This is a genomic window from Nocardia sp. NBC_00416, assembly GCF_036032445.1.
In the GTDB taxonomy this organism is placed as follows: domain Bacteria; phylum Actinomycetota; class Actinomycetes; order Mycobacteriales; family Mycobacteriaceae; genus Nocardia.
The window spans coordinates 1,458,526-1,481,119 of sequence record NZ_CP107932.1 but is presented as its reverse complement, the minus strand read 5'-3'; the positions used below and the strand labels follow the sequence as shown (position 1 = coordinate 1,481,119).

Annotated in this window: 24 protein-coding genes; 17 read left to right on the top strand and 7 right to left on the bottom strand. The window is 68.0% G+C overall.

What is annotated here, in order from left to right; all coding sequences use genetic code 11:
* The first annotated feature begins 69 nt into the window (after positions 1–69).
* Both OG804_RS06585 and OG804_RS06580 read left to right on the top strand, forming a co-directional pair.
* Positions 70–324, top strand: coding sequence for a hypothetical protein (locus OG804_RS06585; protein WP_328394929.1), 255 nt, complete (start codon positions 70–72; stop codon positions 322–324).
* A 120-nt stretch (positions 325–444) separates the two neighbouring features.
* On the top strand, positions 445–879 hold the full coding sequence (locus OG804_RS06580; protein ID WP_328394927.1) for a CBS domain-containing protein: 435 nt from the start codon (positions 445–447) through the stop codon (positions 877–879).
* A 7-nt stretch (positions 880–886) separates the two neighbouring features.
* Here the strand turns inward: OG804_RS06580 and OG804_RS06575 are convergent, their stop codons facing one another.
* Entirely contained in the window at positions 887–1,306 is a 420-nt protein-coding gene (locus tag OG804_RS06575) for a pyridoxamine 5'-phosphate oxidase family protein (RefSeq protein ID WP_328394925.1), read from the bottom strand.
* A 109-nt stretch (positions 1,307–1,415) separates the two neighbouring features.
* Here OG804_RS06575 and OG804_RS06570 point away from each other — a divergent pair, with 109 nt between their 5' ends.
* From OG804_RS06570 to OG804_RS06555, 4 genes are read left to right on the top strand one after another with little or no spacing between them, the layout of a single operon-like run.
* On the top strand, positions 1,416–2,762 hold the full coding sequence (locus OG804_RS06570; RefSeq protein WP_328394923.1) for an aminotransferase class V-fold PLP-dependent enzyme: 1,347 nt from the start codon (positions 1,416–1,418) through the stop codon (positions 2,760–2,762).
* A complete protein-coding gene (locus OG804_RS06565) occupies positions 2,759–4,045 on the top strand; it encodes a heavy-metal-associated domain-containing protein (protein ID WP_328394921.1) in 1,287 nt (428 codons plus the stop codon). Before OG804_RS06570 ends, OG804_RS06565 begins: the two co-directional genes overlap by 4 nt.
* The gene (locus OG804_RS06560; protein WP_328394919.1) at positions 4,042–5,532 is read left to right on the top strand and encodes a decarboxylase; all 1,491 of its coding nucleotides are present in this window, start codon (positions 4,042–4,044) and stop codon (positions 5,530–5,532) included. The genes OG804_RS06565 and OG804_RS06560 overlap by 4 nt, the downstream gene beginning before the upstream one ends.
* Positions 5,529–6,848, top strand: a complete 1,320-nt coding sequence (locus OG804_RS06555) for a pyridoxal-phosphate dependent enzyme (protein WP_328394917.1) — start codon at positions 5,529–5,531, stop codon at positions 6,846–6,848. Before OG804_RS06560 ends, OG804_RS06555 begins: the two co-directional genes overlap by 4 nt.
* 7 nt (positions 6,849–6,855) lie before the next feature.
* Here OG804_RS06555 and OG804_RS06550 read toward each other — a convergent pair whose 3' ends face one another.
* On the bottom strand, positions 6,856–7,536 hold the full coding sequence (locus OG804_RS06550) for a phosphatase PAP2 family protein (RefSeq protein ID WP_328394915.1): 681 nt from the start codon (positions 7,534–7,536) through the stop codon (positions 6,856–6,858).
* A gap of 116 nt (positions 7,537–7,652) precedes the next feature.
* Between OG804_RS06550 and OG804_RS06545 the strand changes: the two genes are divergently transcribed.
* From OG804_RS06545 to ligD, 7 genes are all read left to right on the top strand, one after another.
* Complete coding sequence (locus tag OG804_RS06545; RefSeq protein WP_328394913.1) at positions 7,653–7,979, top strand: DUF6191 domain-containing protein; 327 nt, start codon at positions 7,653–7,655, stop codon at positions 7,977–7,979.
* Between the two features lie 57 nt (positions 7,980–8,036).
* Positions 8,037–8,660, top strand: coding sequence for a TetR/AcrR family transcriptional regulator (locus OG804_RS06540; RefSeq protein ID WP_328394911.1), 624 nt, complete (start codon positions 8,037–8,039; stop codon positions 8,658–8,660).
* A 63-nt stretch (positions 8,661–8,723) separates the two neighbouring features.
* A complete protein-coding gene (locus OG804_RS06535) occupies positions 8,724–8,951 on the top strand; it encodes a hypothetical protein (protein WP_328394909.1) in 228 nt (75 codons plus the stop codon).
* A 26-nt stretch (positions 8,952–8,977) separates the two neighbouring features.
* Positions 8,978–10,084: an SPFH domain-containing protein gene (locus OG804_RS06530; RefSeq protein WP_328394907.1), complete on the top strand. Its 1,107-nt coding sequence runs from the start codon at positions 8,978–8,980 to the stop codon at positions 10,082–10,084.
* Complete coding sequence (locus tag OG804_RS06525) at positions 10,081–10,497, top strand: cold shock domain-containing protein (RefSeq protein WP_328394905.1); 417 nt, start codon at positions 10,081–10,083, stop codon at positions 10,495–10,497. Before OG804_RS06530 ends, OG804_RS06525 begins: the two co-directional genes overlap by 4 nt.
* A 107-nt stretch (positions 10,498–10,604) precedes the next feature.
* Positions 10,605–11,690, top strand: a complete 1,086-nt coding sequence (locus tag OG804_RS06520; RefSeq protein WP_328394903.1) for an ATP-dependent DNA ligase — start codon at positions 10,605–10,607, stop codon at positions 11,688–11,690.
* Positions 11,687–12,697, top strand: a complete 1,011-nt coding sequence (ligD, locus tag OG804_RS06515) for a non-homologous end-joining DNA ligase (protein WP_328394901.1) — start codon at positions 11,687–11,689, stop codon at positions 12,695–12,697. Before OG804_RS06520 ends, ligD begins: the two co-directional genes overlap by 4 nt.
* Before the next feature lie 25 nt (positions 12,698–12,722).
* Here the strand turns inward: ligD and OG804_RS06510 are convergent, their stop codons facing one another.
* From OG804_RS06510 to OG804_RS06500, 3 genes are all read right to left on the bottom strand, one after another.
* Entirely contained in the window at positions 12,723–13,478 is a 756-nt protein-coding gene (locus tag OG804_RS06510) for a DUF4190 domain-containing protein (protein ID WP_328394898.1), read from the bottom strand.
* A 146-nt stretch (positions 13,479–13,624) separates the two neighbouring features.
* On the bottom strand, positions 13,625–14,266 hold the full coding sequence (locus OG804_RS06505; protein ID WP_328398269.1) for a TetR/AcrR family transcriptional regulator: 642 nt from the start codon (positions 14,264–14,266) through the stop codon (positions 13,625–13,627).
* 49 nt (positions 14,267–14,315) lie between these two features.
* A complete protein-coding gene (locus OG804_RS06500) occupies positions 14,316–15,461 on the bottom strand; it encodes an acyl-CoA dehydrogenase family protein (protein WP_328394896.1) in 1,146 nt (381 codons plus the stop codon).
* Positions 15,462–15,664: 203 nt separating this feature from the next.
* Between OG804_RS06500 and OG804_RS06495 the strand changes: the two genes are divergently transcribed.
* The 3 genes from OG804_RS06495 (at position 15,665) to OG804_RS06485 (ending at position 18,976) form a co-directional block, all read left to right on the top strand.
* Positions 15,665–17,101 carry an SDR family NAD(P)-dependent oxidoreductase gene (locus OG804_RS06495; protein WP_328394893.1) on the top strand — a complete coding sequence of 479 codons (1,437 nt, stop codon included), beginning with the start codon at positions 15,665–15,667 and terminating at the stop codon, positions 17,099–17,101.
* Between the two features lie 40 nt (positions 17,102–17,141).
* Positions 17,142–17,528 carry a DUF2784 domain-containing protein gene (locus OG804_RS06490; protein ID WP_328394891.1) on the top strand — a complete coding sequence of 129 codons (387 nt, stop codon included), beginning with the start codon at positions 17,142–17,144 and terminating at the stop codon, positions 17,526–17,528.
* 101 nt (positions 17,529–17,629) lie between these two features.
* A complete protein-coding gene (locus OG804_RS06485; RefSeq protein WP_442941855.1) occupies positions 17,630–18,976 on the top strand; it encodes a CoA transferase in 1,347 nt (448 codons plus the stop codon).
* A 32-nt stretch (positions 18,977–19,008) separates the two neighbouring features.
* On the opposite strand, the gene OG804_RS06480 is transcribed toward OG804_RS06485, so the two are convergent.
* Positions 19,009–19,341, bottom strand: coding sequence for a hypothetical protein (locus tag OG804_RS06480; RefSeq protein ID WP_328394887.1), 333 nt, complete (start codon positions 19,339–19,341; stop codon positions 19,009–19,011).
* Between the two features lie 55 nt (positions 19,342–19,396).
* Positions 19,397–20,371 (bottom strand): GlxA family transcriptional regulator, encoded by a 975-nt coding sequence (locus OG804_RS06475; RefSeq protein WP_328394885.1) that lies wholly within the window; start codon positions 20,369–20,371, stop codon positions 19,397–19,399.
* A 733-nt stretch (positions 20,372–21,104) separates the two neighbouring features.
* Here OG804_RS06475 and OG804_RS06470 point away from each other — a divergent pair.
* The gene (locus tag OG804_RS06470; protein ID WP_328394883.1) at positions 21,105–22,463 is read left to right on the top strand and encodes a cytochrome P450; all 1,359 of its coding nucleotides are present in this window, start codon (positions 21,105–21,107) and stop codon (positions 22,461–22,463) included.
* Positions 22,464–22,594: the final 131 nt, after the last annotated feature.

Here is a 22,594-nt window from a genome sequence, read left to right as displayed (position 1 = left end):
CAGCATCTTCTCCAGCTGATTCGCCGGCCGGAGGTCTCGTCCCGCAACGTCGCAGTGAGGGGCAATCGAATGACCCAGCCATTCCGAAGTCCCCACCAGAACGCCATGGGAAGCGCCGGCGGTGCGCACTCGCTCGGCCGTCAACAGGAATCGCTCCTCCGCTACGCGGCCGCGGATCCGGGCACCGATTGCAGCGCGGAACCGCCGGTACTCACCTACCGGCAGGCACGCGAGATCCTGCACGTCCATGATGTACACGGTCCGCAGTGCCGCCAGTGGCTGGCAGCCGCCGCGTACCTGTCCGCGGGACTCGACGACGAATAGCCACTCGGAGAGCCGGGCGTCCATGGACAACAGTCGAACAACCGGCCGATGCCGATTCGTGCTGGCTTTCGGCCACCGCACGGGGGATTCTGTAATCCCGCGCTCATGTGGATGGTAACTATGCGAATCGCCGAGATACTGAACACCAAGGGCAGCAGCGTCACCACCGTCGGTCCGGATCTCGATATCCGGAGCCTGCTCGCGTTACTGACCGAACACAACATCGGGGCCGTGGTGGTCTCTCCGGACGGCAGCCGGATCACCGGAATAGTCTCCGAGCGCGATATCGTCCGCGCCCTGCACCTGCACGGCGCCGCGCTCCTGGACTCCCCGGTGTCACGGATCATGACCACAGAAGTCCGCACCTGCAGCCCCGACGACCATGTCGACGGACTCCGCAGAGTAATGACCGACCATCGAGTGCGACACCTGCCGGTGGTCGTCGACGGACGACTCACCGGCATCGTGAGCATCGGCGATGTGGTCAAGAGCGCGATCTCGGAACTGAAGACCGAACGCGAACAGCTCGTCGAATATCTACAGGGCGGATACTGACGGCCGATCAGCCGAGATCAGCGGACAGCCAGCGCTCCGGCTGCATGAACACCATCACCTGCTCGCCGAGTTCGGCCTCGGCGTAGGAGAGGAAGCCCTCCACGCGATCTGCGGGCAGGTAGCGCGCGGCCATTTCGCGATGCCGGGCATCGGTCATCGGTTCGACCCGGGTCATGGGACCTTCCACGCTCACATAGCGGACCGTCGGTGCGACGCGTTCGGCCATGAGACTGAAACGACCCGCCGCCCTGATCCGGCGCAACTTCTCCGACTCGAGACCGGTCAGTACCCACAACTCACCGCCGGGCGCGTACTGATACCAGATGGGAACCGTGAGCGGCCCCCGATCCGCCCCCGCCGATACGGCGAGCGCACCGATATGCGGTTCGGCCAGAAACGATTGACGTTCATCGAGGGTAAGAGGCATACGGGCACCATAACGCGAGCCACCGACATGTCCCGGGACCTCACCGGGGCCGTTCGATGACGACACGAAACCGGTTGCGTGACAATCGTACTGGGCGAACATTCCGACAATGAGTATCGTTGTTCGCAGTCCGGGCGGATCGGCGGAAGGAGCGATCACCATGGGATCATCCCTGCGCCGTCCCGATCCAGTGGAACTTCACGCCAGTGCCGCGGCGGCGGATCCAGCGGCCGGACTGCTCTCGCCGCGGGTGCGGGCCGCGTTCCCCGCGCTGGCCGATACCGCGGAAACCTACCTGGACAGTGCCGCGACAACTCAGAAACCCGGCGCGGTCGTCGAGACGGTGCGGGACTACCACGCCACGGCCACCGCGAACGCCGCCCGCGGCACCTACCCCTGGGCGACCGTCCTCACCCAGCGAATCGCCGGTATCCGCGCCCGCACCGCGAGCTTCCTGGGCGCCGCCCATACCGACGAGATCGTCTTCACCGGTGGCGCGACCGCTGCACTCAACGCCGTCGCGATGTCGTGGGGCCTGGCCGCCCTCCGCGACGGCGACGAGATCCTCTACAGCCCCCGGGACCACGCAGCCAATGTCCTGCCCTGGTATCTGCTACGAGATACCCTCGCGCGGTTCGACCGCCGGATCGAACTCGTACCTTACCGGGTCACTCCGGCCGGACAGGCCGACCCGATCGATATCGCCCGGAAGCTGAGCCCGCGCACACGGCTGCTCACCGTCACCCACCTACACCACGTGTTCGGCGCGCTGACCACCCTCGCCGAGCTGCGAGACCGGATCCCCGCACACGTACTCCTCTGTTTCGACTGCAGCCAGAGCGGAGGCCATCTCCCCGTGGACGTCGGCGCGCTGGGCGCCGACTTCGCGGTGTTCGCGGCACACAAGATGTTCGGCGCACCGGGGACCGGAATCCTGTACTGCCACCGCCGGACCCACCCGCAACTGCGCCCGTTCCTACCGGGGGGCGCTACCGATGCGGCACTCACGGTCACCGGTTTCGACGGCGGAACCATGCCGGGCCTGTTGGAGGGCGGCACCATGAACATTCCCGGGATCCTCGCCCTGGGTAGCGCGCTCGAGGTCCTCGACTCCTATGGAATGGCCGCGATCGCCGAGCACAACAGGTTGCTGACCCGCCGGCTGGTCGGCGATCTGCGCACGGTCCCCGGTCTGCGCTTCCTGCCCGGACCCGCCCACAGCGGAGACGACAGCGGGCACGGCATCGTCTCGTTCACCCTCGCCGGGATCTCCGCGGCCGACCTGGGTTTCGTGCTCGCCGAATACGGGTTCCTCGTCCGCACCGGCGCACACTGCGTGCCGGTGAGCTCCGGCGATCCCGAATCGGTGCGGGTCAGCACCCATGTCTACACCACCGTCGACGATATCGATCGCTTCGCCGACTGCGTCCGGACTCTCGCCGAGGAGCTGCAGTGAATACAGAAAGCGCATCCGCCACGACCGATGCGACCCGCTACGACCGGCGGACCGCCGCACGGATCCTGGCCGAACTCAGCGGGCCCGAACTGTTCGCCGCCGCCCGGCCCGGCCGGGTACGACGGATCGAGTACACCGCCACCGAGCTGCGGCCCGAACCGGACAGTCACCTCACCTTCTCGCAGCGGCTGTACCTCGAGCGTTTCATGCGCCCCTGTCAGGCGGACGAGGTCACCTCGGCGACGCACCGGATGACCTGGACCGACAGCGCCGGCATTCCGAACACGGGGTTCTACCGCGCCGACGGGCTCGGTCCGCTCGTACCGATCGTCACGCGGGAAACGGTGCTCACGCTCTGGCAGGAGATGGACGGCAACACCGCGCTCGCCGAGCGCGTGTCCCGTCTCGATATCGCGGCGCGCGGTGTGCTGGCCGGTACCACGACCGATCACGAACCGATCGATATCTTCCGGGTCGGTGTGGAGTCCGCCGGGCGGGCGCTCGCCCAGCACGCCCTGCTCGCCCAGCAGACGCCCTACCGCACCGCCGGCCGATTCGCCCGCGGACTCCGCGATTCCGGCATATTCACCGCGGTCGCCACCCGCTGGTTCTGGGAGCTCCAGGCGTCCACATACCGGCGTGGCATGATCCCGGTCAGCTTGCGCACCGAGCCCGACGGGTCGATGCGCTACACCCCGCGGACACTCGCGACTCTACGGGCGATGAAGGACGCGACCATCGGTGACGCACACCGGGTGATGCGCCGGGCGACCGCGGAAGAGGGGTTGACCGTTCACCAGGCGATCGCCCGGTACCACGACGATCTGGACCTCATATCCCGCCAGTACGCGCTGCTGTCGGCCCGCGAGCACCCGTCCTGCCTCGCCGCGGTCACCCATCGTGTCGACGGCGCGAACCGCGGCGTGCTGCCCGTGGTGGTGGACCACTTCGTCGAGGTTTTCACCGAACTCATCGGCCGCTGCGCACCGGTGGCCGCGCCGGCCGACGCCGACAACGACGACACCGACGGAGCGGCCTCCGGGCAGGAGGACCGCGTTTTCTATGTACCCGATATGACTTGCAAACACTGCGTGCGCACGATCGGCGGAGTGCTGGAGTCGATGGATATCCGGGTCGAGGACATCGATCTGGACACCAAACGAGTGGTGGCGGAGTTCCGGAGCCCGCGCAACCGCGCCCGCGCCTTCGAAGCATTACGGGACGGTGGTTACAACCCGGTGGTCGAACGGCCGGGCCCGGCGCGATCGGTGAACCGCGAATGACCGTTCACCGGCCGCTAGCCGAGCCCTCCCCGCACTCTGGGCTTCCGGCACTTCCGGCCCGCTGGGATCCACTCGTCGAATCCTTCCTCGCCGACCGCGCTGCCCTCGATGAGGTACTGGGCCGGTTCGGGACGCCGCTGCACCTGCTGTTCCCCCAGGTGTTCGACAACAATCTCGGCCGGTTGACCGCGATACTCGACGACTCGGGTGTGGGCTACCGGATCTACTACGCGCACAAGGTGAACCGGTCCCGGGCGCTGGTGCGAACAGCGGCCGTGCGCGGGATCTGCGTGGATGTCGCGTCGGCGGGGGAACTGGACTCGGCCCGGACCGCCGGATTCGAACCCGAGCGGATCGAGGTGACCGGACCGAAAGGAGAGGCGTTCCTGCGAGTTCTGGCGGCTTCCGGGACGACGGTCAACGTCGACAACGAATGGGAATTGCGCACCCTCGCCGACCTCGCCGACCCAGCGGCCCCGGTACCGGTGCTGATCCGGGTCAGCGGCTTCACGGGTTCACAGGTCAGCCGGTTCGGGATCCCCGTGCATCGGATCGATCGCGCGCTGAATTTCCTCGCCGGGCACCGGGATCGGCTCGTGTTCCGGGGACTGGCCTTCCACCTCGACACCGGCGACACCACGGAACGGGTGCGCGCCGCAGACACCTGTTTTGCGTTGCTCGAACAAGCCTACGCGGCCGATCTCGTGCCGTCGGTGCTCGATATCGGCGGTGGTCTGCGCCAGGTGTTCACTGCCGACGGGGCGCGCTTCGACGACTACGTCCACCGCTTGCGCGAATCACTCACCGGCCGCGGTGCGCGGATGAGCTGGGGCAAAAACACATTCGGCTATCAGGTCGACGGCGGTGCGGTGCGCGGGATACCGGTGTTCCACAAGTACGCCAACACCGTTCCCGCCGCGGAGATGCTGGCCGAGTTCCTCGCCGCGCCTCTGGAACGCCACGGCGGGCGCGCAATCGCCCGAGTCGCCGCCGACAACCTTCTCGATCTCTGGCTGGAACCGGGCAAGGCGCTGGCCGACCAGGCCGGAGTCACCGTGGCCCGGGTCGAGTTCGTGAAGGAAGCCTCCGACGGCAGTGTGCTCGTCCATCTCGATCTCAGCCGCGACGCGGTGACTCCCGCGGATCAAGAGGTCATGGCCGATCCGCTGCTGCTGCCCGGTACACTTCCAGCGCCGTCCGGCAGTCCGGTCGGCGTGTTCCTCGCCGGGCGGCTCTGTCTGGAACGAGATCTCGTCGCGACGCATATGGTTCGGCTGCCCTGGCTGCCGCGGCCGGGAGACCTGCTCGTGTTTCCGAATACGGCGGGCTATCACATGGATCTATCGGCCACCGTGGCCGCCATGCACCCCCCACCGGAGAAAGTAGCGGTGGACCACCGCGACGGGCGGTTCGTGGCCACCCCCGACGCGGACTACCGGCCACTGCCGTTCCCGACCACCGGCTCCGAGTCTCCCGAGGTTTCGTGACGATCTACCAGCACATCACCGATCTGATCGGTGACACTCCCCTGCTCCGCCTGGATCCGGCCGTGCACGGACTCGACGGCGTCGAGCTCTACGCCAAGCTGGAATCACACAATCCGTTCGGCTCGGTCAAGGACCGGGTCGCGTGGGCGATGCTGCGGGACGAGATCGATGCCCTTCGCGCGCAGGACCGGACGCTGATCGAGGCATCCAGCGGCAACACCGCCAAGGCGCTGCGCATCCTGGGGGCGGTCCACGGAATCGGGTTGCGGGCCACGACCAACCGGATCAAGGTCGGCGAGGTACGGGATCTGCTCCGGCTGATCGGCACCGAGATCGTCGAACTCCCCGGGCTGTCCGAATGCCCGGACCCCACCGCCCCCAACGATGTGTACTCGGCGATCGACGCAGCCCTGGCCGCGGAACCGGCCAGGTTCCGGCATCTGTCGCAGTACACCAGCGAGAAGAACGTCATCGCCCATCACGACGGGACGGGCCGCGAGATCCACGAGGATCTCGCGGCCGCCGGGATCGACCGCGTCGACTACCTCTTCGGTGGACTGGGCACCACCGGTTCCAGTCGCGGAGCGGGCAGCTACCTACGGAAATATCATCCCGAGCTGCGGACGGTGGCGGTGGTGTCCGAGCGCGAGGACTTCATCCCCGGTATCCGCTCGGAACGAGAGATGTGGGAAGTGGGCCTTTTCCAACCGGATTTCTACGACGAGATCGTCACTGTCGAATCCGGCCCGGCGATCGAAGCGACGCTCGAGCTCGCCACCGGTTACGGCGTACTCGCCGGACCCACCAGTGGCGCCGCCTACGCGGCCGCGCGCACCGTACTCGGTCGCCGCGACCCGGCAGACGAGCCGCTCGTCGCGGTGGTCATCGTCTGCGACCGGCTGGAGCCGTACCTTTCCTATATCCAACAGCGCCGTCCGGACCTGTTCGGTCGCGACGGCGAGCGCCCGACGCCGGACCCGGCGGAGATTGCCGCCGCGCCCCTGCTCACCCCCGCCGAATTGGCCGAACTGGCACACAACGCGCGTCCGGCCATCGTGGACACCCGGGGCGCCATGGCCTACCGGGTCGCCCATATCCCGGGTGCGATCAATATTCCCGACGACCGCCTCACCGACCTGTTCGCACACGGCACACCGTTCTCCCGGGCCCATCCGGTGGTCTTCACCTGCCCCACCGGCGATATCTCGCGGCAGTTCGCCGCGATCGCACGCCGCACCGGGCATACCGCCTACAGCCTGGACGGTGGCATCGCCGGGTGGCGCGCGGCCGGTCTCGAGCTGGAACGAGGCCGCTGAGCGACGGTCAGCGATGGTATCCCGAGGCGACGGATCGCATCGAGCCCGCGGAATCTGTGACTGGCTGCCCATCCCGGGACACCGGGTCCGCTATCCGGCGCCGCGCCAGCAGGCCCAGTACGATGAGCAACCCGCCCAGCGTCCAACCGGCCAGTACATCCGTCGGCCAGTGCACTCCCAGATAGATCCGCGACAGCCCCACCAGCGTGACGAAAACCGCCGCGAGCACCGCCACCGCCCAACGCAGGATCCGGTGCCGAGACCGCATCCAGAACAGGACGGCGACCACGCCCACTACGGCAGCGGAGCCGAGGCTGTGCCCGGAAGGGAACGCCGATTCACCGACCTCGACCAGCCGATCCGCGGCCGGTGGCCGTGCTCTGCCGATCAGCTGCTTCGATACGGGGACCAGGATCGCCGAGGCCGCGCCCACACCGGCGACGAGCAACAGATCCGCCCGGGCCCCGCGCTTCAGCAATATCGCGCACACCAGGATCGCCAGTAGCCACATGGCCGCCGACCCCCCGAGATGAGTGATCACCGTGGCCGCCGTGGTGAGCGGTTCGTCCCGCCACGTGAGCACCCAGTCGTGCACCGGGCGGTCGACCCGGGCGGTGGCCCCTCCGGCGACGACGAACACAGTCGTCGCCGTGGCCACCGCGAACAGCATCACAGCGAGCACAACCACGCGTTTCACCCTAGTCGCGGGATTCGCCGGTCGGGCACCCCGGCGTGCGCCGATATCGTGGCCGTGCTCGGACCCGGCGGATCGCATCCGTCCGGCGGCGGCTCTACCCTGGAGCCGTGGATGCCCTCTTTCTCGGCGCACCTCTGTGCATGTTCCTGCTCGCCGTGGTCGCCGCGGCGCGCTGGGTGTACGCACGCTTCCCGAAGGCCGGCCGGGCGAGCGGCGGCCACACCTCGACACGGCTCGCGGCCGCAGGGGTCGAGGAGATCACCGCGTTCTGGTACGGCAGCAAGCGCGACGAACTGGACCAGCGCGCCGCGCAGAGCATGCTGCGCGACGAGGACACCGACGGCGCGCCGCCACGGGACCGGATCGACCTCGACCACGGCCGGGCAGTGCTCATCGCCCGGCAACCGGACCCCGGCGCCCTACCCGCCCCGTGACCCGATACGCCCACCGCCTCGAGTCGACCGGGTCCGCGGGCGCACTACTGTGGACCCGTGCATGCAGATCAGCGATCGGACGACGGCGGACCCAGGATCTGGGGTGGCACCACGCTTTCGGAACGGAAGCAGGCCCGGCGCGGCGCACTGCTCGAGGCCGCACTGGATCTGATCGGCGAATCCGGCGCCGCGGGAGTCACCATGCGCGCGGTCTGCCGCCGCGCCAACCTCACCGACCGGTACTTCTACGAAAGTTTCGCCAGCCGTGACGAACTGCTCGACGTCCTGTACCGGCAGATCGCCGACGATTTCCTGGGTCCGATGACCGCCTTCGCGGTCGCCGACGACGCATCTCGTGACCGGGCACTCTCGGAAGCGTTGGTGGACAAAGTCCTCGAGGATCCGCGAAAATCCAGGCTGTTCCTGGTGGAGCCCTATTCCAGCACCGGACTCGGGCAGACCACCATCGCCGTGATGCCCGCCTTCACCCGACTCATCCAGGACCACCTCTTCGATCGGATCGAGGATCCGGTCCGGCGCCGGCTCGCGGCCGTCACGATGGCCAGCGGCAACGCGGGAATGTTCTCGGCCTGGCTGAACGGCTCCCTGCGCGCTACTCGTACGGAGATCGTCGACCATCTCGTCGCTATGCTCGGCGCCTACCGCGGACTCTATCGGTGAATCTGCGGCCGGTCGGCGAACGGTTCGCGGAAGGTACGGCCGGGCAAGGAGGTTCAGCAGATAATGCACGACGAAGTCGTCGGGTCGACGGGTAAGCTGATCTCGCCGATCCGAGGCCCCGGGATGCTGGGTGAGGTCCTGGTCGCTGTACGAGGGGGAACCGAGGGATATATCGCACGCGCCGCCGAAGCGATCGCGGCCGGGAGCACCGTGCTGGTCGTCGCTGTCGATTCCGGGCGCATCGCCGATGTGGTGCCCTGGATACCTCTGGTCCCGGACCCGGCGCCGTAGCAGAACCAAACGCGAGGGAGTCATACGTGCTGGGTTACCACGTACCGGATCCGGACGAGGCCATGCTGGTCAGCGGGGCCAAGAGCCGCGATGCCACGCCGTTCCGGGTGATCATCGGACGCGGCACCTGGGTCATGCCGCTGTTCCGCAAGGTCCGGTATCTGTCGCTGGCCATGTTCGAGGCAGAGATCACCGAACGGTGCGTCACCCAGCAGGCCATCGTGCTGCAGGTGCGCGCGGTGATCGCCTTCAAGGTCGCCAACGATACCGCCTCGATCGTGAACGCCGCCCAGCGTTTCCTCTCCGAACAGGAACAGGAGATGTCGGTGCTGACCGGGCGGATCTTCTCCGGGCACCTGCGGTCCATCGTGGGTTCGATGACGGTGGAGGAGATCATCCGGGAACGCCAGCGCCTCGCCGACGAGGTCCTCGTCGCCTCCAAGGTGGAGATGAGCAATATCGGCCTTTGGGTCGACTCGTTCCAGATCCAGTCCATCGACGACGGCGATCTCGGGTATATCTCGGCCCTCGCCGCACCGCACAACGCTGCCGTGCACCGGGACGCGCAGATCGCGAAGTCGCAGGCCGCCCAGCGCTCGGCCGAAGCCGAACAGGAATCTCTGCGTAAACAGGCCGAGTACTCGCGGGAGACGTCCATCCTCAAGGCCGGCTATCAGCGCGATATCGACAAGGCCCAAGCCGAAGCGGCCGCCGCCGGGCCGCTCGCCGCCGCCCTCGCGCAGCAGGAAGTGCTCGGCGCCCAGGCCGCCCAGGCCCGCAAGGAGGCCGAGCTGCGCGAACAGCAGCTGCAGGCCGAGGTCGTGAAACCGGCGCAGGCCGAGGCCGACCGGGTCCGGATCCTGGCCGAGGCCGAGGCCAACCGCACCAGGATCCAGGCCGAGGCGGCGGCTTCGCACAACCGGATCGCGCTCGACCAGCTGCTCATCGAGCAGTTGCCGCTGATCGTGGAGCAAGCCGCCCGCGGACTGTCCAACGCGAATCTGACCGTTCTGAACGGGCCGGACGGGGTGAGCGAGTTGCTCAACGGCATGGTCGGGCAGGGGCTCACCGTGTTCAACTCCCTGCAAAAGGCGCTTTCGGCCACCGACGGGGAAAAACCGGATATAGAGTGACCAGCAGAACTGCGGCGAGGAGCGGTGTGGTGGCCAGCGGGAAATTGGTGTCGTTCGACGGATCACGAGGTTTCGGATTCATCCGGCCCGAGGACGGTGGACCCGACGTGTTCGTCCATGTCAACGATATCGGCCTCGGCGAGGACGAACTCCGGCAGGGCCGGGTGTTCGAATTCGATGTCACCGAGGGTGATCGCGGTCCCAAAGCCATCAACCTCCGCTCGCCCCGGGGCCAGCACATCCGGCCGAAACCGGCGGCTCGTGAGGGCGCCCGGCTCACGGCCGACGAGCACACCCGGCTGGTGACCGAACTGCTCCTCGACGCCTCCCCGGCGTTGACCGCCGGGGAGATCGTCGCGATCCGGGAACGGCTCACCGATTTCGCCGCGGAACAGGGCTGGATCGAGGACTGAACGGCCGGATCCGACGATCTGTCGCAGCGTTCTCCTATCATCGGGTGCGATGATTCGGCGCCGGCCGCGGCGTCGATACGGGTGAGGATCAACCCGAGGAGGATCGTGTGGATCTACCGGTGATGCCGCCCGTACGGCCGATGCTGGCCAAATCCGCGCCGGATATCCCGCCGGGCCCGGGGCTCAGTTATGAACCCAAATGGGACGGGTTCCGCTGTGTGGTGTTCCGGGACGGCGACGACGTGGAACTCGGGTCCCGCAACGACCGGCCGCTGACCAGATACTTCCCCGAGGTCGCCGAGCTGTTGCGATCCGCGCTCCCGCAGCGTTGCGTCGTGGACGGGGAGATCGTGATGGTCACCGAACACGGACTGGATTTCGATGTGCTGCAGCAGCGGTTGCATCCGGCGGCCTCACGGGTCGCCAAACTCGCCGCGGAGACGCCGGCCAGTTTCGTCGCGTTCGACCTGCTCGCACTGGACGACCGGGATCTGACCGCGGCGCCGTTCGCCGAGCGGCGCCGCCTGCTCGAGACGATTCTGGACGCCGCGCCGGGACGGGTGCATCTCACCCCGCTCACCGGCGATCCGGAAATCGCCCAGGACTGGTTCACCCGGTTCGAGGGCGCCGGGTTCGACGGTGTCATGGTGAAGGCCGACGATCAGCCCTACCAGCAGAACAAACGGGTGATGCTCAAGGTCAAACACGAGCGCACCGCCGATTGCGTGGTCGCGGGTTTCCGCTGGCACAAGGACGGGCAGGGCGTCGGGTCGCTGCTGCTCGGCCTGTACGACGACGCGGGCCGGCTGCACCATGTGGGAGTGGCGAGCAGTTTCACCGCCGCCCGGCGCACCGCGCTGATCGAGGAGCTCGCTCCCTATCGGAAGAACGCGCTGGACGATCATCCCTGGCGGGAATGGGCCGATGCCGTGGCTCAGGCGGAGTCCGGCGCGACGATGCCCGGTGGGGTGAGTCGCTGGAGTGGCGGCAAGGATCTGTCCTGGGAGGCGCTGCGCCCGGAACTCGTGGCCGAGGTCAGGTACGAGCACTTGCAATCCGGCCGGTTCCGGCACGGCGGGCGGCTGGCTCGGTTCCGCGCCGACCGCACCCCCGATTCGTGCACCTACGCCCAGCTCGACGAGGCGGCACCCGCCGAACTGCGCGAGATCTTCGGCTCCCCGGTGACGAAATGAGCGAATCCGTCGATATCGAAGTCGCCGGCCGGGTGCTCAGCATCAGCAACCCCTCGAAGGTGTACTTCGCCCGCCGCGGCGAGACCAAACTGGATCTGGTCCGCTACTACCAGCAGGTCGCCGAGCCGTTCCTCCGCGTCAACGGCGGGCGGCCGCTGCTGCTGGAACGCTATCCCGACGGCGCATCGGGAAAATCCTGGTTCCAGAAGCGGGTGCCGAAATCGGCCCCGGACTGGCTGCACACGGTCGAGGTCTCCACCCCGAACGGCACGACCAGCGATGCTCTGGTGGCGCACGATATGGCCCATGTGCTGTGGGCGGTGAACCAGGGGTGCCTCGGCTTCCATGTCTGGCCGAACACCGCCGCTGATCTACGGATCGCCGACCAGCTCCGGATCGACCTCGATCCCTCCCCGGGAATCGGATTCGACGAGTTGCGCGCGGCCGCCGTACACACCCGGGAACTGTGCTCCGAACTCGGTATCGAAACCTGGGTGAAAACCTCCGGCTCGCGCGGCCTGCACCTCTATATCGCGCTGGAACCACGCTGGGACGGCTACGAGGTGCGCGCCGCGGCCGTCGCGCTGGCCCGCGAGCTGGAACGCCGACATCCCGACGACATCACCGCGCACTGGTGGAAAGAGGAACGGGGCCGGCGGGTCTTCGTGGATTACAACCAGAATGCCCCGCACAAAACGGTGTTCGGCGCATGGTGTGTGCGGCCCAAGGTCGGCGCACAGGTGTCCACGCCGCTGACCTGGTCCGAACTCGATGCCGTGGTTCCCGAAGAGCTCACGATCGCGACGGTTCCCGCCCGCCTCGCCGAGCACGGCGATCCCTGGGAGAATCGCCCGCCGCAGACCATCGAACCGCTGCTGCGGATGTCGGAACGCGATCTGGCGTCGGGCCTCATGGACGCGCCCTGGCCGCCCCAGTACCCGAAGATGCCGAACGAGCCGCCACGAGTGCAGCCCAGTCGGGCACGCAAGCCGGACCCGGCCGAATAGGTCCGCACGACGAGGGGGTGAGGCCTCACGAGGACCAGAGAACCCATGCGCCGTTCTCACAGACGAGTGCGTATCCGCCGGAGGTGCGGGCGGTCACGTTCGTGCCGCCGGTGCAACTCCCTCCTTCCTCGCGTACGGCCTCGCCCACCCGGTACGGGCCCGACCACTGGTATCCGGTGACCGAGTCCACCTCGGTCAGGCACAGCAGCGTGCCGCCGTCGGCGGCGGCGCCGACCAGCGCCGGTTCGGGGCAGGCGGTATCGAGCTCGGCAGCGGGCACCGTCGCGGATCCGCTCACCGACGCCGAGGGCGCGGCAGTCGCCGGGGTTCCGGTCGGGCTCGCGCTGTCCGAGGTGGGTGGCGATATCGTCACGGGATCATCCGGCACCTGCGTACCCGTCATATCGCCCACCGCGTCCCCGAAACCGGCGAACACGTCCTCGGCTGTCTCCCTGGGCAGCAGCACGAAGGCGGCCAGCAGCGCCACCTCGAGCACCCCCAGCACCAGCGCGGCAAAGGCCATGAACCGGCCGCGCGGATGCCCGAACGCGATCAGCCCGAAGACGATCGCGACCGGGAAGAGCAGGATCAGGGCCGCCACCAGGGCCACGATCGAATACGGGTTGACTACCGGACGTTCCTCGTAGAAGAACGGGTCATCGGCATATTCACCGAGGTCGCCTCGCTGCCCGGCCCGGCCACGATCGCGCGACGGCTCCTCGTCCCGGTCCGGCGGAATCTCCGGCCAGCGCTCCCCCGCCCGGCGCCGCGAATATGCCATTGACCGATCCCTTCGAGCTGCCGTCGGCGCATCCTCGAACAATGGACTGCGCCCGGCACCCCGAAAGAATAAGCCGGACCGGGTCGGCGGGTCTCGGTAAATCCCCCTGGCCGTGGTCCGGGGCACGGGCCGGACCACGACAGCGTTCAGCTCTCCCGGCGCACCCGGGGCAGTGATTCGGTGACGAGGGTGGTCAGCATATCGACCAGCAGCGCGTGCACCTGGTCACGGGACATCGTGCCGCGGGTGAGCCATTCCCGGCCCGCGACTTTCACCAGACCGCCGTAGGCCCGGACCATCGCCCGCTGCGGCTCCCCTCGGGCCGCGTCGTCGGCCAGGCCGATCATCACCAGCAACCGCTGTGCCGCCGCGTCATCGGCGGCATCGAGGATCTGCTGCACCTCGGGGTCGTCGCCGACTCCCTCGTGACTGGTCACCTTCACCCAGGTACTGCCGTGTTCGGAGATCGTGTCCAGCAACCAGCGCACGCTGGCCTCGACCCGTTCCCGGGTACTGCCGGTGGGTACCGCCAGTTCGTCGGCGCGCGGCAGGGTCACCATCCGGCGGACCACCGCGAGGTAGAGGTCGCGCTTATTGCCGAAATAGTGGTTGATCAGGCCGCGGGCCACCCCGGCGCGGTGCGCCAGTTCCGCGGTGGACACCGCCGCGTAGGGACGCTCACCGAACATCTCGATGGCCTGGGCCAGGATCTGGGCCCGGCGCTCGTCGGGTTCGAGGCGCCGACGCCGCGGCGGCTCGTCCGCCGCGTTTCCGCCGGACCCGGGCAGGCCGGGAGCGGGCGGGCACTGTGCCGCGGCGGCGGCCGAAGGTTCGAGATCAGAGCCCACGCGCGATGAGATCTTTCATCACCTCGTTGCTGCCGGCGAGGATGCGCAGCACCCGGGCGCCGGTGTACAGCTGAGAGATCGGATATTCGGTCATATAGCCGTAGCCGCCGAAGAGTTGCAGGCAGCGGTCCACGACGACACCGAGCTGATCGGTGGACCAGTACTTGGACATGGCCGCCGACTGGATATCGAGCTCACCACGCAGGTGGCGGGTGATGCAGTCGTCGAGGAAGACACGGTTCGTCCGGGCGATGGTCGCGCACTCGGCCAATTCGAACCTGGTGTTCTGCATGGCGAACAGCGGTTTGCCGAAGGCCTCGCGGCCCTTGGTGTACTCGACCGTCAACTCGACGGCGCGTTCCATCATCGCCACCGCCATGATGGCGGTGACCAGCCGCTCCTGTGCCAGTAGCTGCATCATCTGGTAAAAGCCTTGGCCCTCGGCACCGCCCAGCAGATTCGCGGCGGGGACCCGGAGTCCGTCGAAGAACAGTTCGGCGGTGTCCTGCCCCTTGCCGCCGATCTTGGACAGGATCCGGCCGCGGGTGAAACCGGGCGTATCGTCGCCGACTTCGGCGAACAGCAGCGAGACGCCGGCCGCCCCCTTCTCGGGATCGGTCTTGGCGGCGATGATGATGCCGTCGCAGAGCCAGCCGTTGGAGATGAAGATCTTCGACCCGGTGATCACGTACTCGTCGCCTTCGCGGACCGCACGGGTTTTGATCGCCTGCAGATCCGAGCCGGTACCGGGTTCGGTCATCCCGATGGACAGCACCATCTCGCCGCTCGACGCCTTGGGCAGGACTCGGTTCTTGAGCTCCGCGGAACCGAATTCGGCGAGATAGGGCGCGATGATCGAGCTGTGCACCGGGATACCGAGCGCTCCATCGCCGGCCCGGACCTGCTCTTCGATGATCGCGGCCTCGTGCGCGAAGCTGCCGCCGCCACCGCCGAACTCCTCGGCGACCGCCGGGCACAGCAGGCCGAGCTCTCCGGCCCGCCGGTACAGCGCCTTGTCCGGGTGGCCCTGTTCGATGAACTTCTCCTCGTGCGGCACCACTTCCTTCTCGAAGTAGTTGCGCGCGAGTTCCCGTACCGCCTCGACCTCGTCGTCGCTCCATGCGGGGCGTGCCATATCCGCGTCCTCTGCTCGTGATCACCCAGCCCGGCGCCGGGGCACCGGATCGTCGGAACGACTTTCTCGCACTATTGGCGCTATGTCAACGAAGTGGGGGGCGGTGGACGACGGGCAGGACGGCCCGCCTGCGCCCACGCCCGCCGCTCTTGCCACAATGGTGGCCACGCTTTCCCAGCTCACGAAGGAAATTCCCCGTACCGATGTCCGAGCCCGAGCCCAGTATCGATCCCGACGACCTGGCCACCTGTCTGCGCGTACTCGACCAGGCAGGACAGCTGGACCCCGGCCACCCGGACTCGAGCACCGTGCAGCGCGCGGTCGGCCGACTGTTCAAAGAACTCAAACGACAGCGCCGGACCGTCGCCCGGCAGGCCAAAACCGACGCCGATCGTGCCGTCGTGGCCGCCACGGCCACCGGTTCGCCGAACCGAATCGACGACGAGACCGCGGGCATCCCGATCAGTTCGGCCACCAGCGGCGGCTCCGCCGGAACGCTGCTGCGGCCCCGCGGCTGCTATATCTGCAAGGAGAAGTACACCCGCGTCGACGCCTTCTACCACCAGCTGTGCCCGGACTGCGCGGCCCTGAGTCATGCGCGGCGCGATGCCCGCACCGACCTGACCGGCCGCCGCGCCCTGCTCACCGGTGGCCGCGCGAAGATCGGCATGTACATCGCCCTGCGGCTGCTGCGCGACGGCGCGCACACCACCATCACCACGCGATTCCCCAACGATGCGATCCGCCGTTTCGCCGCACAGCCCGACAGCGGCGACTGGCTGCACCGGCTCCGGATCGTGGGAATCGACCTGCGCGACCCCGCCCAAGTGGTGGCGCTGGCAGATGATGTCGCCGCCCAGGGGCCGCTGGATATCCTCATCAACAACGCGGCGCAGACCGTTCGCCGCTCCCCCGGCGCCTACAGCGCCTTGGCCGCCGCCGAATCCGGCCCGCTGCCGGCCGGGCAACTACCCGAGAAGGTCACCTTCGGCCAGACCACCCGGGCCCATCCGACGGCGCTCACCGCTTCCCTCACACCCACCCTGAACGGCGCCGACGTCGCGGAACTCGCGCTCGTGGCGGGGTCGGCCACTCCCGACCGGATCGCTCGCGGCGTGGCCATCGACGCCGGCGGCCTCGTTCCCGATCTCGCGCACACCAACAGCTGGGTGCACACCGTCGGCGACGTCGATCCGACCGAACTGCTGGAAGTGCAGCTGTGCAACTCGGTGGCGCCGTTCATCCTCGTCTCCCGGCTGCGTCCCGCGCTGGCAGCGGCCGCCGCGCGGCGGAAATACGTGGTGAACGTGTCGGCGATGGAGGGCCAGTTCTCCCGCGGCTACAAAGGCCCGGGACATCCGCACACCAATATGGCCAAGGCGGCGCTGAACATGCTCACCCGCACCAGCGCGAACGAGATGTTCACCGTCGACCGCGTCCTCATGACGGCGGTCGATACCGGATGGATCACCGATGAGCGCCCGCACTACACCAAGGTCCGGCTGGCCGAGGAAGGCTTCCACGCGCCCCTCGACCTGGTGGACGGCGCGGCGCGGGTCTACGACCCGATCGTGCGCGGTGAAGCCGGCGAGGACGTGTACGGCTGCTTCCTGAAGGACTACCGGCCGTCTCCGTGGTAAATCCGATGCCGACGGCGGCGCGAGGACATACCCTGGAAGGGTGTGGTACCGGCTGCTCGCCGATCTGATCGCCGCCGTGCATCTGCTGTTCATCGGCTATGTGGTGGCGGGTGGTTTCGTGGCCTGGCGCCTGCCGCGCACCATCTGGTTGCACGGCCTGGCCGCTGCCTGGGGTTTCGGCACGGTGCTGATCGGCTACGACTGCCCGCTGACCTACGGCGAGAACTGGGCCCGGCAGCGCGCCGGGATCAGCGGACTGCCGCCGGAGGGATTCATCGATCATTACCTGACCGGGGTGATCTATCCCGAAAGCATGCTCTTGGAGGTCCGGGTGCTGGTGGCGGCATGCGTGCTGGTGTCGTGGGCCGGTCTCTGGTGGCGTACCCGCCGTGCTCCCGGCGGGGCCGGCGTGGGGATCGCCGGCTGATCGTCCCGGTCGCTCCGGTGACCGTGTGATGAAAATCGCTGTGCCGTCGAGTGACTCGGTGCGCGCCGGCGGCACCGACCAGTACGCTCGGTGCGGTGGACGTGGGCGCACGACTGGTACGTGATTATGAGGACGGGGCAGGCGTCGGCGGGTCCGGCCCGGTCGACTGGCCGGACCCCGGACAGTATCTGGCCGCCACCCTGCCGGTCTGGGGCCTCGCCGCGGGATCGGTGCGGGCCTTCACCGCCGCGGCCGGTCGTTATCGGCAGGCCACCGGTACCGCGCCCATCCGGCACCGGCTGGATCCGGAGCGGATCGCGGCGTCCTTCACCAGCGACCGCCTGCTCCGGATCGACGGCGCACCCGTCGACGGTTTCGCCGATCTCTCCGGCTTCTTTCCCACGTTCGACGGCTGGGTCCGAACCCATGCGAACTATCCGCACCACCGGGCCCGCCTGCTGGCCGCGCTCGAGCTACCCGAGGACGCCCCGGTAGCACTCGCCGAGGCTCAGATGGCCGTGATCCGCGCCGCCGATCTGGAGGAATTGGCGGCGGCCCGCGGCGCGATCGCGGTGCGGGTTCGCGACGAGGCGCAGTGGCGCGCGTCGCCACAGGCCGGCGCGGCCGGGGCGGGACCGCTGGTCGCCCTGGTGGAACGCGCCGACCGATCCCGGTACACCGTGCCGCTGTCCGGCACCCCGTACCAGCCGCTGCAGGGAGTCCGGGTACTGGATCTCACGCGGGTGATCGCCGGCCCGGTGGCAACTCGGGCGCTGGCGCTGCTCGGCGCCGAAGTGCTGCGGGTGGACCCACCGCGGATCCCGGAAATTCCCTGGCAGTTCATCGATACCGGTCAGGGCAAGCATTCCACCCTGTTGGATCTGCGGGCGGCGACCGCGCAGTGGGAAGGACTGCTCGATTCCGCCGATGTGCTGGTCACCGGTTATCGGCCGGGCGCGCTGGAACGACTGGGACTCACCGGGCGGCCGGGCCTGGTGCACGCCCGGGTGAGCGCCTGGGGATTCACCGGCCCGTGGGCGGGCAGACGCGGTTTCGACAGTATCGTGCAGGCCGCGAGCGGGATCGCGGTGATCGAAGGGGCGTCGGCGATGCCCGGTGCGCTGCCCGCGCAAGCCCTCGACCACGCCTCCGGCTATCTTCTCGCGGCCGGCGTCGTCGACGCTCTCGCCGCGCGGTCTGCCGATGGACGCGGTCGCGACGTGCGGGTGTCGTTGGCCCGGACCGCGACCTGGCTGCTCTCCGAACGGGGCCGCACCCCGGATCATCCCGCTCCGGCAGTGCCCGGCTCGCGGGCCACGGTGACGCACGGCCGGATCGTCACCGCGGCACCGGCGCTGGCCGAATTTCCCGACTACCCGTTCCCGGCGACCGGTTACGGACGGGCCGAACCCCACTGGGCGGAGAAACCGGTCGCCGAGCACAGCTGACCGCCACGACGAGCCGACCGGCACACCGCGGGTCAGAGACCGGTGGCGAGCTGGACCACGACCTTGTCCTGGGTGACCTCCTGCACCGTGAGATCCAGGCCCTCGGCCGATCCGGTCTGCCCGACCGGCACGGTGACCTGCTGGCCCGCCACCGTCAACGTGACGAGATTGCCTTCCACCGAGGTGAGCTCGGTATCCACGCCCAATACGCTGATCTGCGCGTTCACTCCTCGATCGAACGTGACGGTGCAGCCGCTGACTTCGCAGCGGCTGGTCGCACCCGACCCGGTCGCAGTGCACGCGGACACCCCGAGCGAGGCGGCGGCAGCGAGCGCGATAACGGCGATCAGCCGTCGAACAGACATGCGGACAGTGTAGGGACCCTCTACCGCGTATCCACCCGAATCGGACGAAACACCCTTACCGCGGGAGGCGGTGGGCGCGAATCTCGCCCAGTGACAGACCACGCCGCCGCCGCGCCAGTGCGCGCAGCGCGCTCGCGTTGACATACCCGACCTCCCGTGCCACCGCACCCACCGTGAGCTCGCCGGCGCGCAACAGCTGCGTCGCCCGGTCGAGCCGGATGTCGTCGGCGAAATCCTTCGGCGACATACCGAGCGCGGCGCGGGTGGCCCGCTGCAGGCTGCGTTCGGCGACGCCGAGTTCGCGGGCGGCGGCGGCGATGAGGAACTGTTCGGAGATATGGTCGCGCACCCAGCGTTCGTATCCCACGATCAGGGGGTTGCCGCGGGCCACCACCTCGGAGATGACATACGGCGCCTGGCTCACCCGGGTTCCGACGGTGAGGTAGCGCATGGCTCGTTCGGCGAGTTCCGGACTGGTCCGGTAAACCAGCGACAGCGCCATATCCATGTGCGACAGCGAAGCTCCCGCCGTCGTGATCCGGTCGCCGTGGCACAGGATGCAGCTCTCGTCCAGCTCGACCTGTGGATAGCGGCCACGGAAACAGGCGCCCAACCACCAGCTGGTCGTCGCCGGGGAGCCGTCCAGCACCCCGGACTCGGCCAGAAAAAAGGTCGCAGTGCAGGCGGCCGCGAGGTGCACGCCGCGGGCGCGGGCCGAACGGATGTGCTCCAGCAAGCACGCGTGCGCGGGGTCGGAGACGAGTTCCACCAGGGGTTCGGGTTCCAGGAGATCCACCGCGGCCACCGCGAGTGCGTCGAATGGTTCGGATACATCACGCAGCGGGGTGGTCGGCACCAGATTTCCGCTCCCCGAACGGACCGACGTGCCCAGCGAGACCATGCGCACATTCCACGGGGCAGGTGGATTCTGCAGCTCCTTGCGCAACGCGTTGGCCGTGCCGAACGCACCGAGAAGCGCACCCAGTCCGAAATCGGCCACACCGTCGACCACCAAAATCCCGACATCCACGCCCGGAGGATACGGCGAGTGCCCCCGGACACGAAACTGATCGGTCCATTTTCCCGCGCGAGCACCGGACGAACACACCGACGGGATGTCGCAAACGCATCGTTTCCTGTCGCGTCTGCCCCTCGGACCCGCCGACTACACCCCGTAGCGTGTGGGCCATGGTTCCGGCGCACCGAGCGACGGCGCCAGTGTTCGTGTGAGTATCGGAAACCGAGAGTGAACGGCCGGCCATGACAACTGCGCAACTTCCCGACGGCGTGGCTCGCTTATCCGACGTCCGCCGCCGCTCTCCGCGAATCTCGCACTCTGTCGAGGAATCCACCAGCAACCACGCCTGACGGAATCCTCTCGCTGTCGGGGGCACCGGCCACCACGCCTGTAGCGCTCAGGTGTGCGACCTGTCCACCGGACTCGATGTACGAAGGCATGGTTGCGGCGCCGAGGGGTGCGCCGCAGCTTTACGTTCGTACACACCCGGCTCGGCGGCCGATCCGTGTGCATACACCTCAACGACCTGTAAGGACTCATCCGCAGCGGCCTCGTTCGCGCAGCGACATGCTTACCGTTGACCCGGATCCCATCGATCGGCGTCGTATCCATCATCGAACGCATGGGCTGCCGCCCAGGGCCCCTGCCGGACCGATCGTCAGCGGACATGAGGTCCCCGCCCCGGTGAAGATCTCATGTACACCTCGCCAGACCGTACTGCGCGAAAACCGAAGAAAGAACCGTAATGACCAGCTCCACCGAAGCCACGCCCGTCCCCGTTACCGGAAAACCACCCACCGCCGGTCTCCGCCCGGGTCTGTTACGAGACCCCTTCGGTTACCTCATGGACGCCAGCGCCCGCCATGACGGCCTGGTCCGGATCGGCCCCGGTCCACTGCACATCTACGCCGTCAGCCATCCCGATTACGTTCGCCGGATGCTGGTCACGAATGCGGCCAACTACCCGAAAGGCTCGATGATGGGTCCGTTCCGGGCCGCATTGGGCAATGGACTGGTTACCAGCGAGGGCGACTATTGGAGGCGGCAACGGCGGCTCATGCAGCCCGCATTCCACAGTGAACAGTTACAGGCCATGGAATCTCACATCACCGGATGTGCCGCGCGCGCGGTCGAGCGCTGGCGTCGCGCTGCCGGACAGGGAAACCCGGTCGACATCCTGGACGAAGGGATCCGGCTCAACGTCGAGATCGTGCTCGGCACACTGTTCAGCACCTCGATCGACGCTCCGCGCGCCGAGCGTCTGCGCGCACTCACCTCCCGGGTATTCGTCGGGCTGGCGTCGAAGGTGTGGACCTTCTTCATCCCCGACGGTCTTCCGCTGCCGGGGGCGAATGCTTATCGGCGTGCCGTCGCCGAGCTCGATACAGAGATCTACCGGATCATCGCCGAACGACGGGCCGCCGACGACCGCCCCCGAGACCTCCTGGGCCTTCTGCTCGCCGCCGAGGATGCCGACAGCGGTGAGCGGATGAGCGATCTCCAACTCCGGGACGAGATCTTCACCCTGTTCATGGCGGGCTATGAAACCACCGCCACCGGAACAACCTGGATCGCCTACGAACTCGCCCGTCACCCCGAAATCGCCGACGCCATGGTCGGCGAACTCGACCGGGTCGGTGTGGACGGGCTGCCCGCCTTCGCCGACCTTCCCCGGCTCGAGTACCAGCGCCGTGTCATCGATGAGGCGTTCCGCCTCCATCCACCGTTCCCGATCTGGTTTCGCGGCACCATCGAGGCCGACACCGTCGGGCCGTACCGGCTGCCGAAAAATGCGAAGATCGTCCTCAACCCACATATCACCCATCGCGACCCGCGGTTCTGGAACGATCCCGAAACGTTCGACCCCGACAGGTTCACTCCTGAGCGCTTCGACTCCACAGCTCGGCTGGCCTACTACCCGTTCGGCAAAGGCAGCCGGATATGCATCGGAGAGCGTCTGGCGGTCACCATCACCCAGACGGTGGTGACCGCACTGGTTCGCAACTTCGAGTTCACGATATCGGACGGCTTCGAGGTGATCCCGCGGTATGTGGTCACCTGCCAGCCCAAGGGGGGTCTACCGCTCGTACTGCGGGAACGCTGAGTGGACGGATACACCAGCACGCGCGACCTACTCCGCGGCCGCGGCCGACCGCCCGGCGGGCTCGGTAGTCCGCGCGGATATCTCCTGTTCGAGGGGTCTGCTGCGGGCACTCGAGAACAGGCGCCGAATAT

Excerpts from the sequence above, each read along its gene's own strand:
- OG804_RS06585 (WP_328394929.1), top strand. The coding sequence starts at position 70 with ATGACCCAGCCATTCCGAAGTCCCCACCAGAACGCCATGGGAAGCGCC.
- OG804_RS06580 (WP_328394927.1), top strand. The coding sequence starts at position 445 with ATGCGAATCGCCGAGATACTGAACACCAAGGGCAGCAGCGTCACCACC.
- OG804_RS06575 (WP_328394925.1), bottom strand. The coding sequence starts at position 1,306 with ATGCCTCTTACCCTCGATGAACGTCAATCGTTTCTGGCCGAACCGCAT.
- OG804_RS06570 (WP_328394923.1), top strand. The coding sequence starts at position 1,416 with ATGAGTATCGTTGTTCGCAGTCCGGGCGGATCGGCGGAAGGAGCGATC.
- OG804_RS06560 (WP_328394919.1), top strand. The coding sequence starts at position 4,042 with ATGACCGTTCACCGGCCGCTAGCCGAGCCCTCCCCGCACTCTGGGCTT.
- OG804_RS06535 (WP_328394909.1), top strand. The coding sequence starts at position 8,724 with ATGCACGACGAAGTCGTCGGGTCGACGGGTAAGCTGATCTCGCCGATC.
- ligD (WP_328394901.1), top strand. The coding sequence starts at position 11,687 with ATGAGCGAATCCGTCGATATCGAAGTCGCCGGCCGGGTGCTCAGCATC.
- OG804_RS06510 (WP_328394898.1), bottom strand. The coding sequence starts at position 13,478 with ATGGCATATTCGCGGCGCCGGGCGGGGGAGCGCTGGCCGGAGATTCCG.
- OG804_RS06500 (WP_328394896.1), bottom strand. The coding sequence starts at position 15,461 with ATGGCACGCCCCGCATGGAGCGACGACGAGGTCGAGGCGGTACGGGAA.
- OG804_RS06495 (WP_328394893.1), top strand. The coding sequence starts at position 15,665 with ATGTCCGAGCCCGAGCCCAGTATCGATCCCGACGACCTGGCCACCTGT.
- OG804_RS06480 (WP_328394887.1), bottom strand. The coding sequence starts at position 19,341 with ATGTCTGTTCGACGGCTGATCGCCGTTATCGCGCTCGCTGCCGCCGCC.
- OG804_RS06470 (WP_328394883.1), top strand. The coding sequence starts at position 21,105 with ATGACCAGCTCCACCGAAGCCACGCCCGTCCCCGTTACCGGAAAACCA.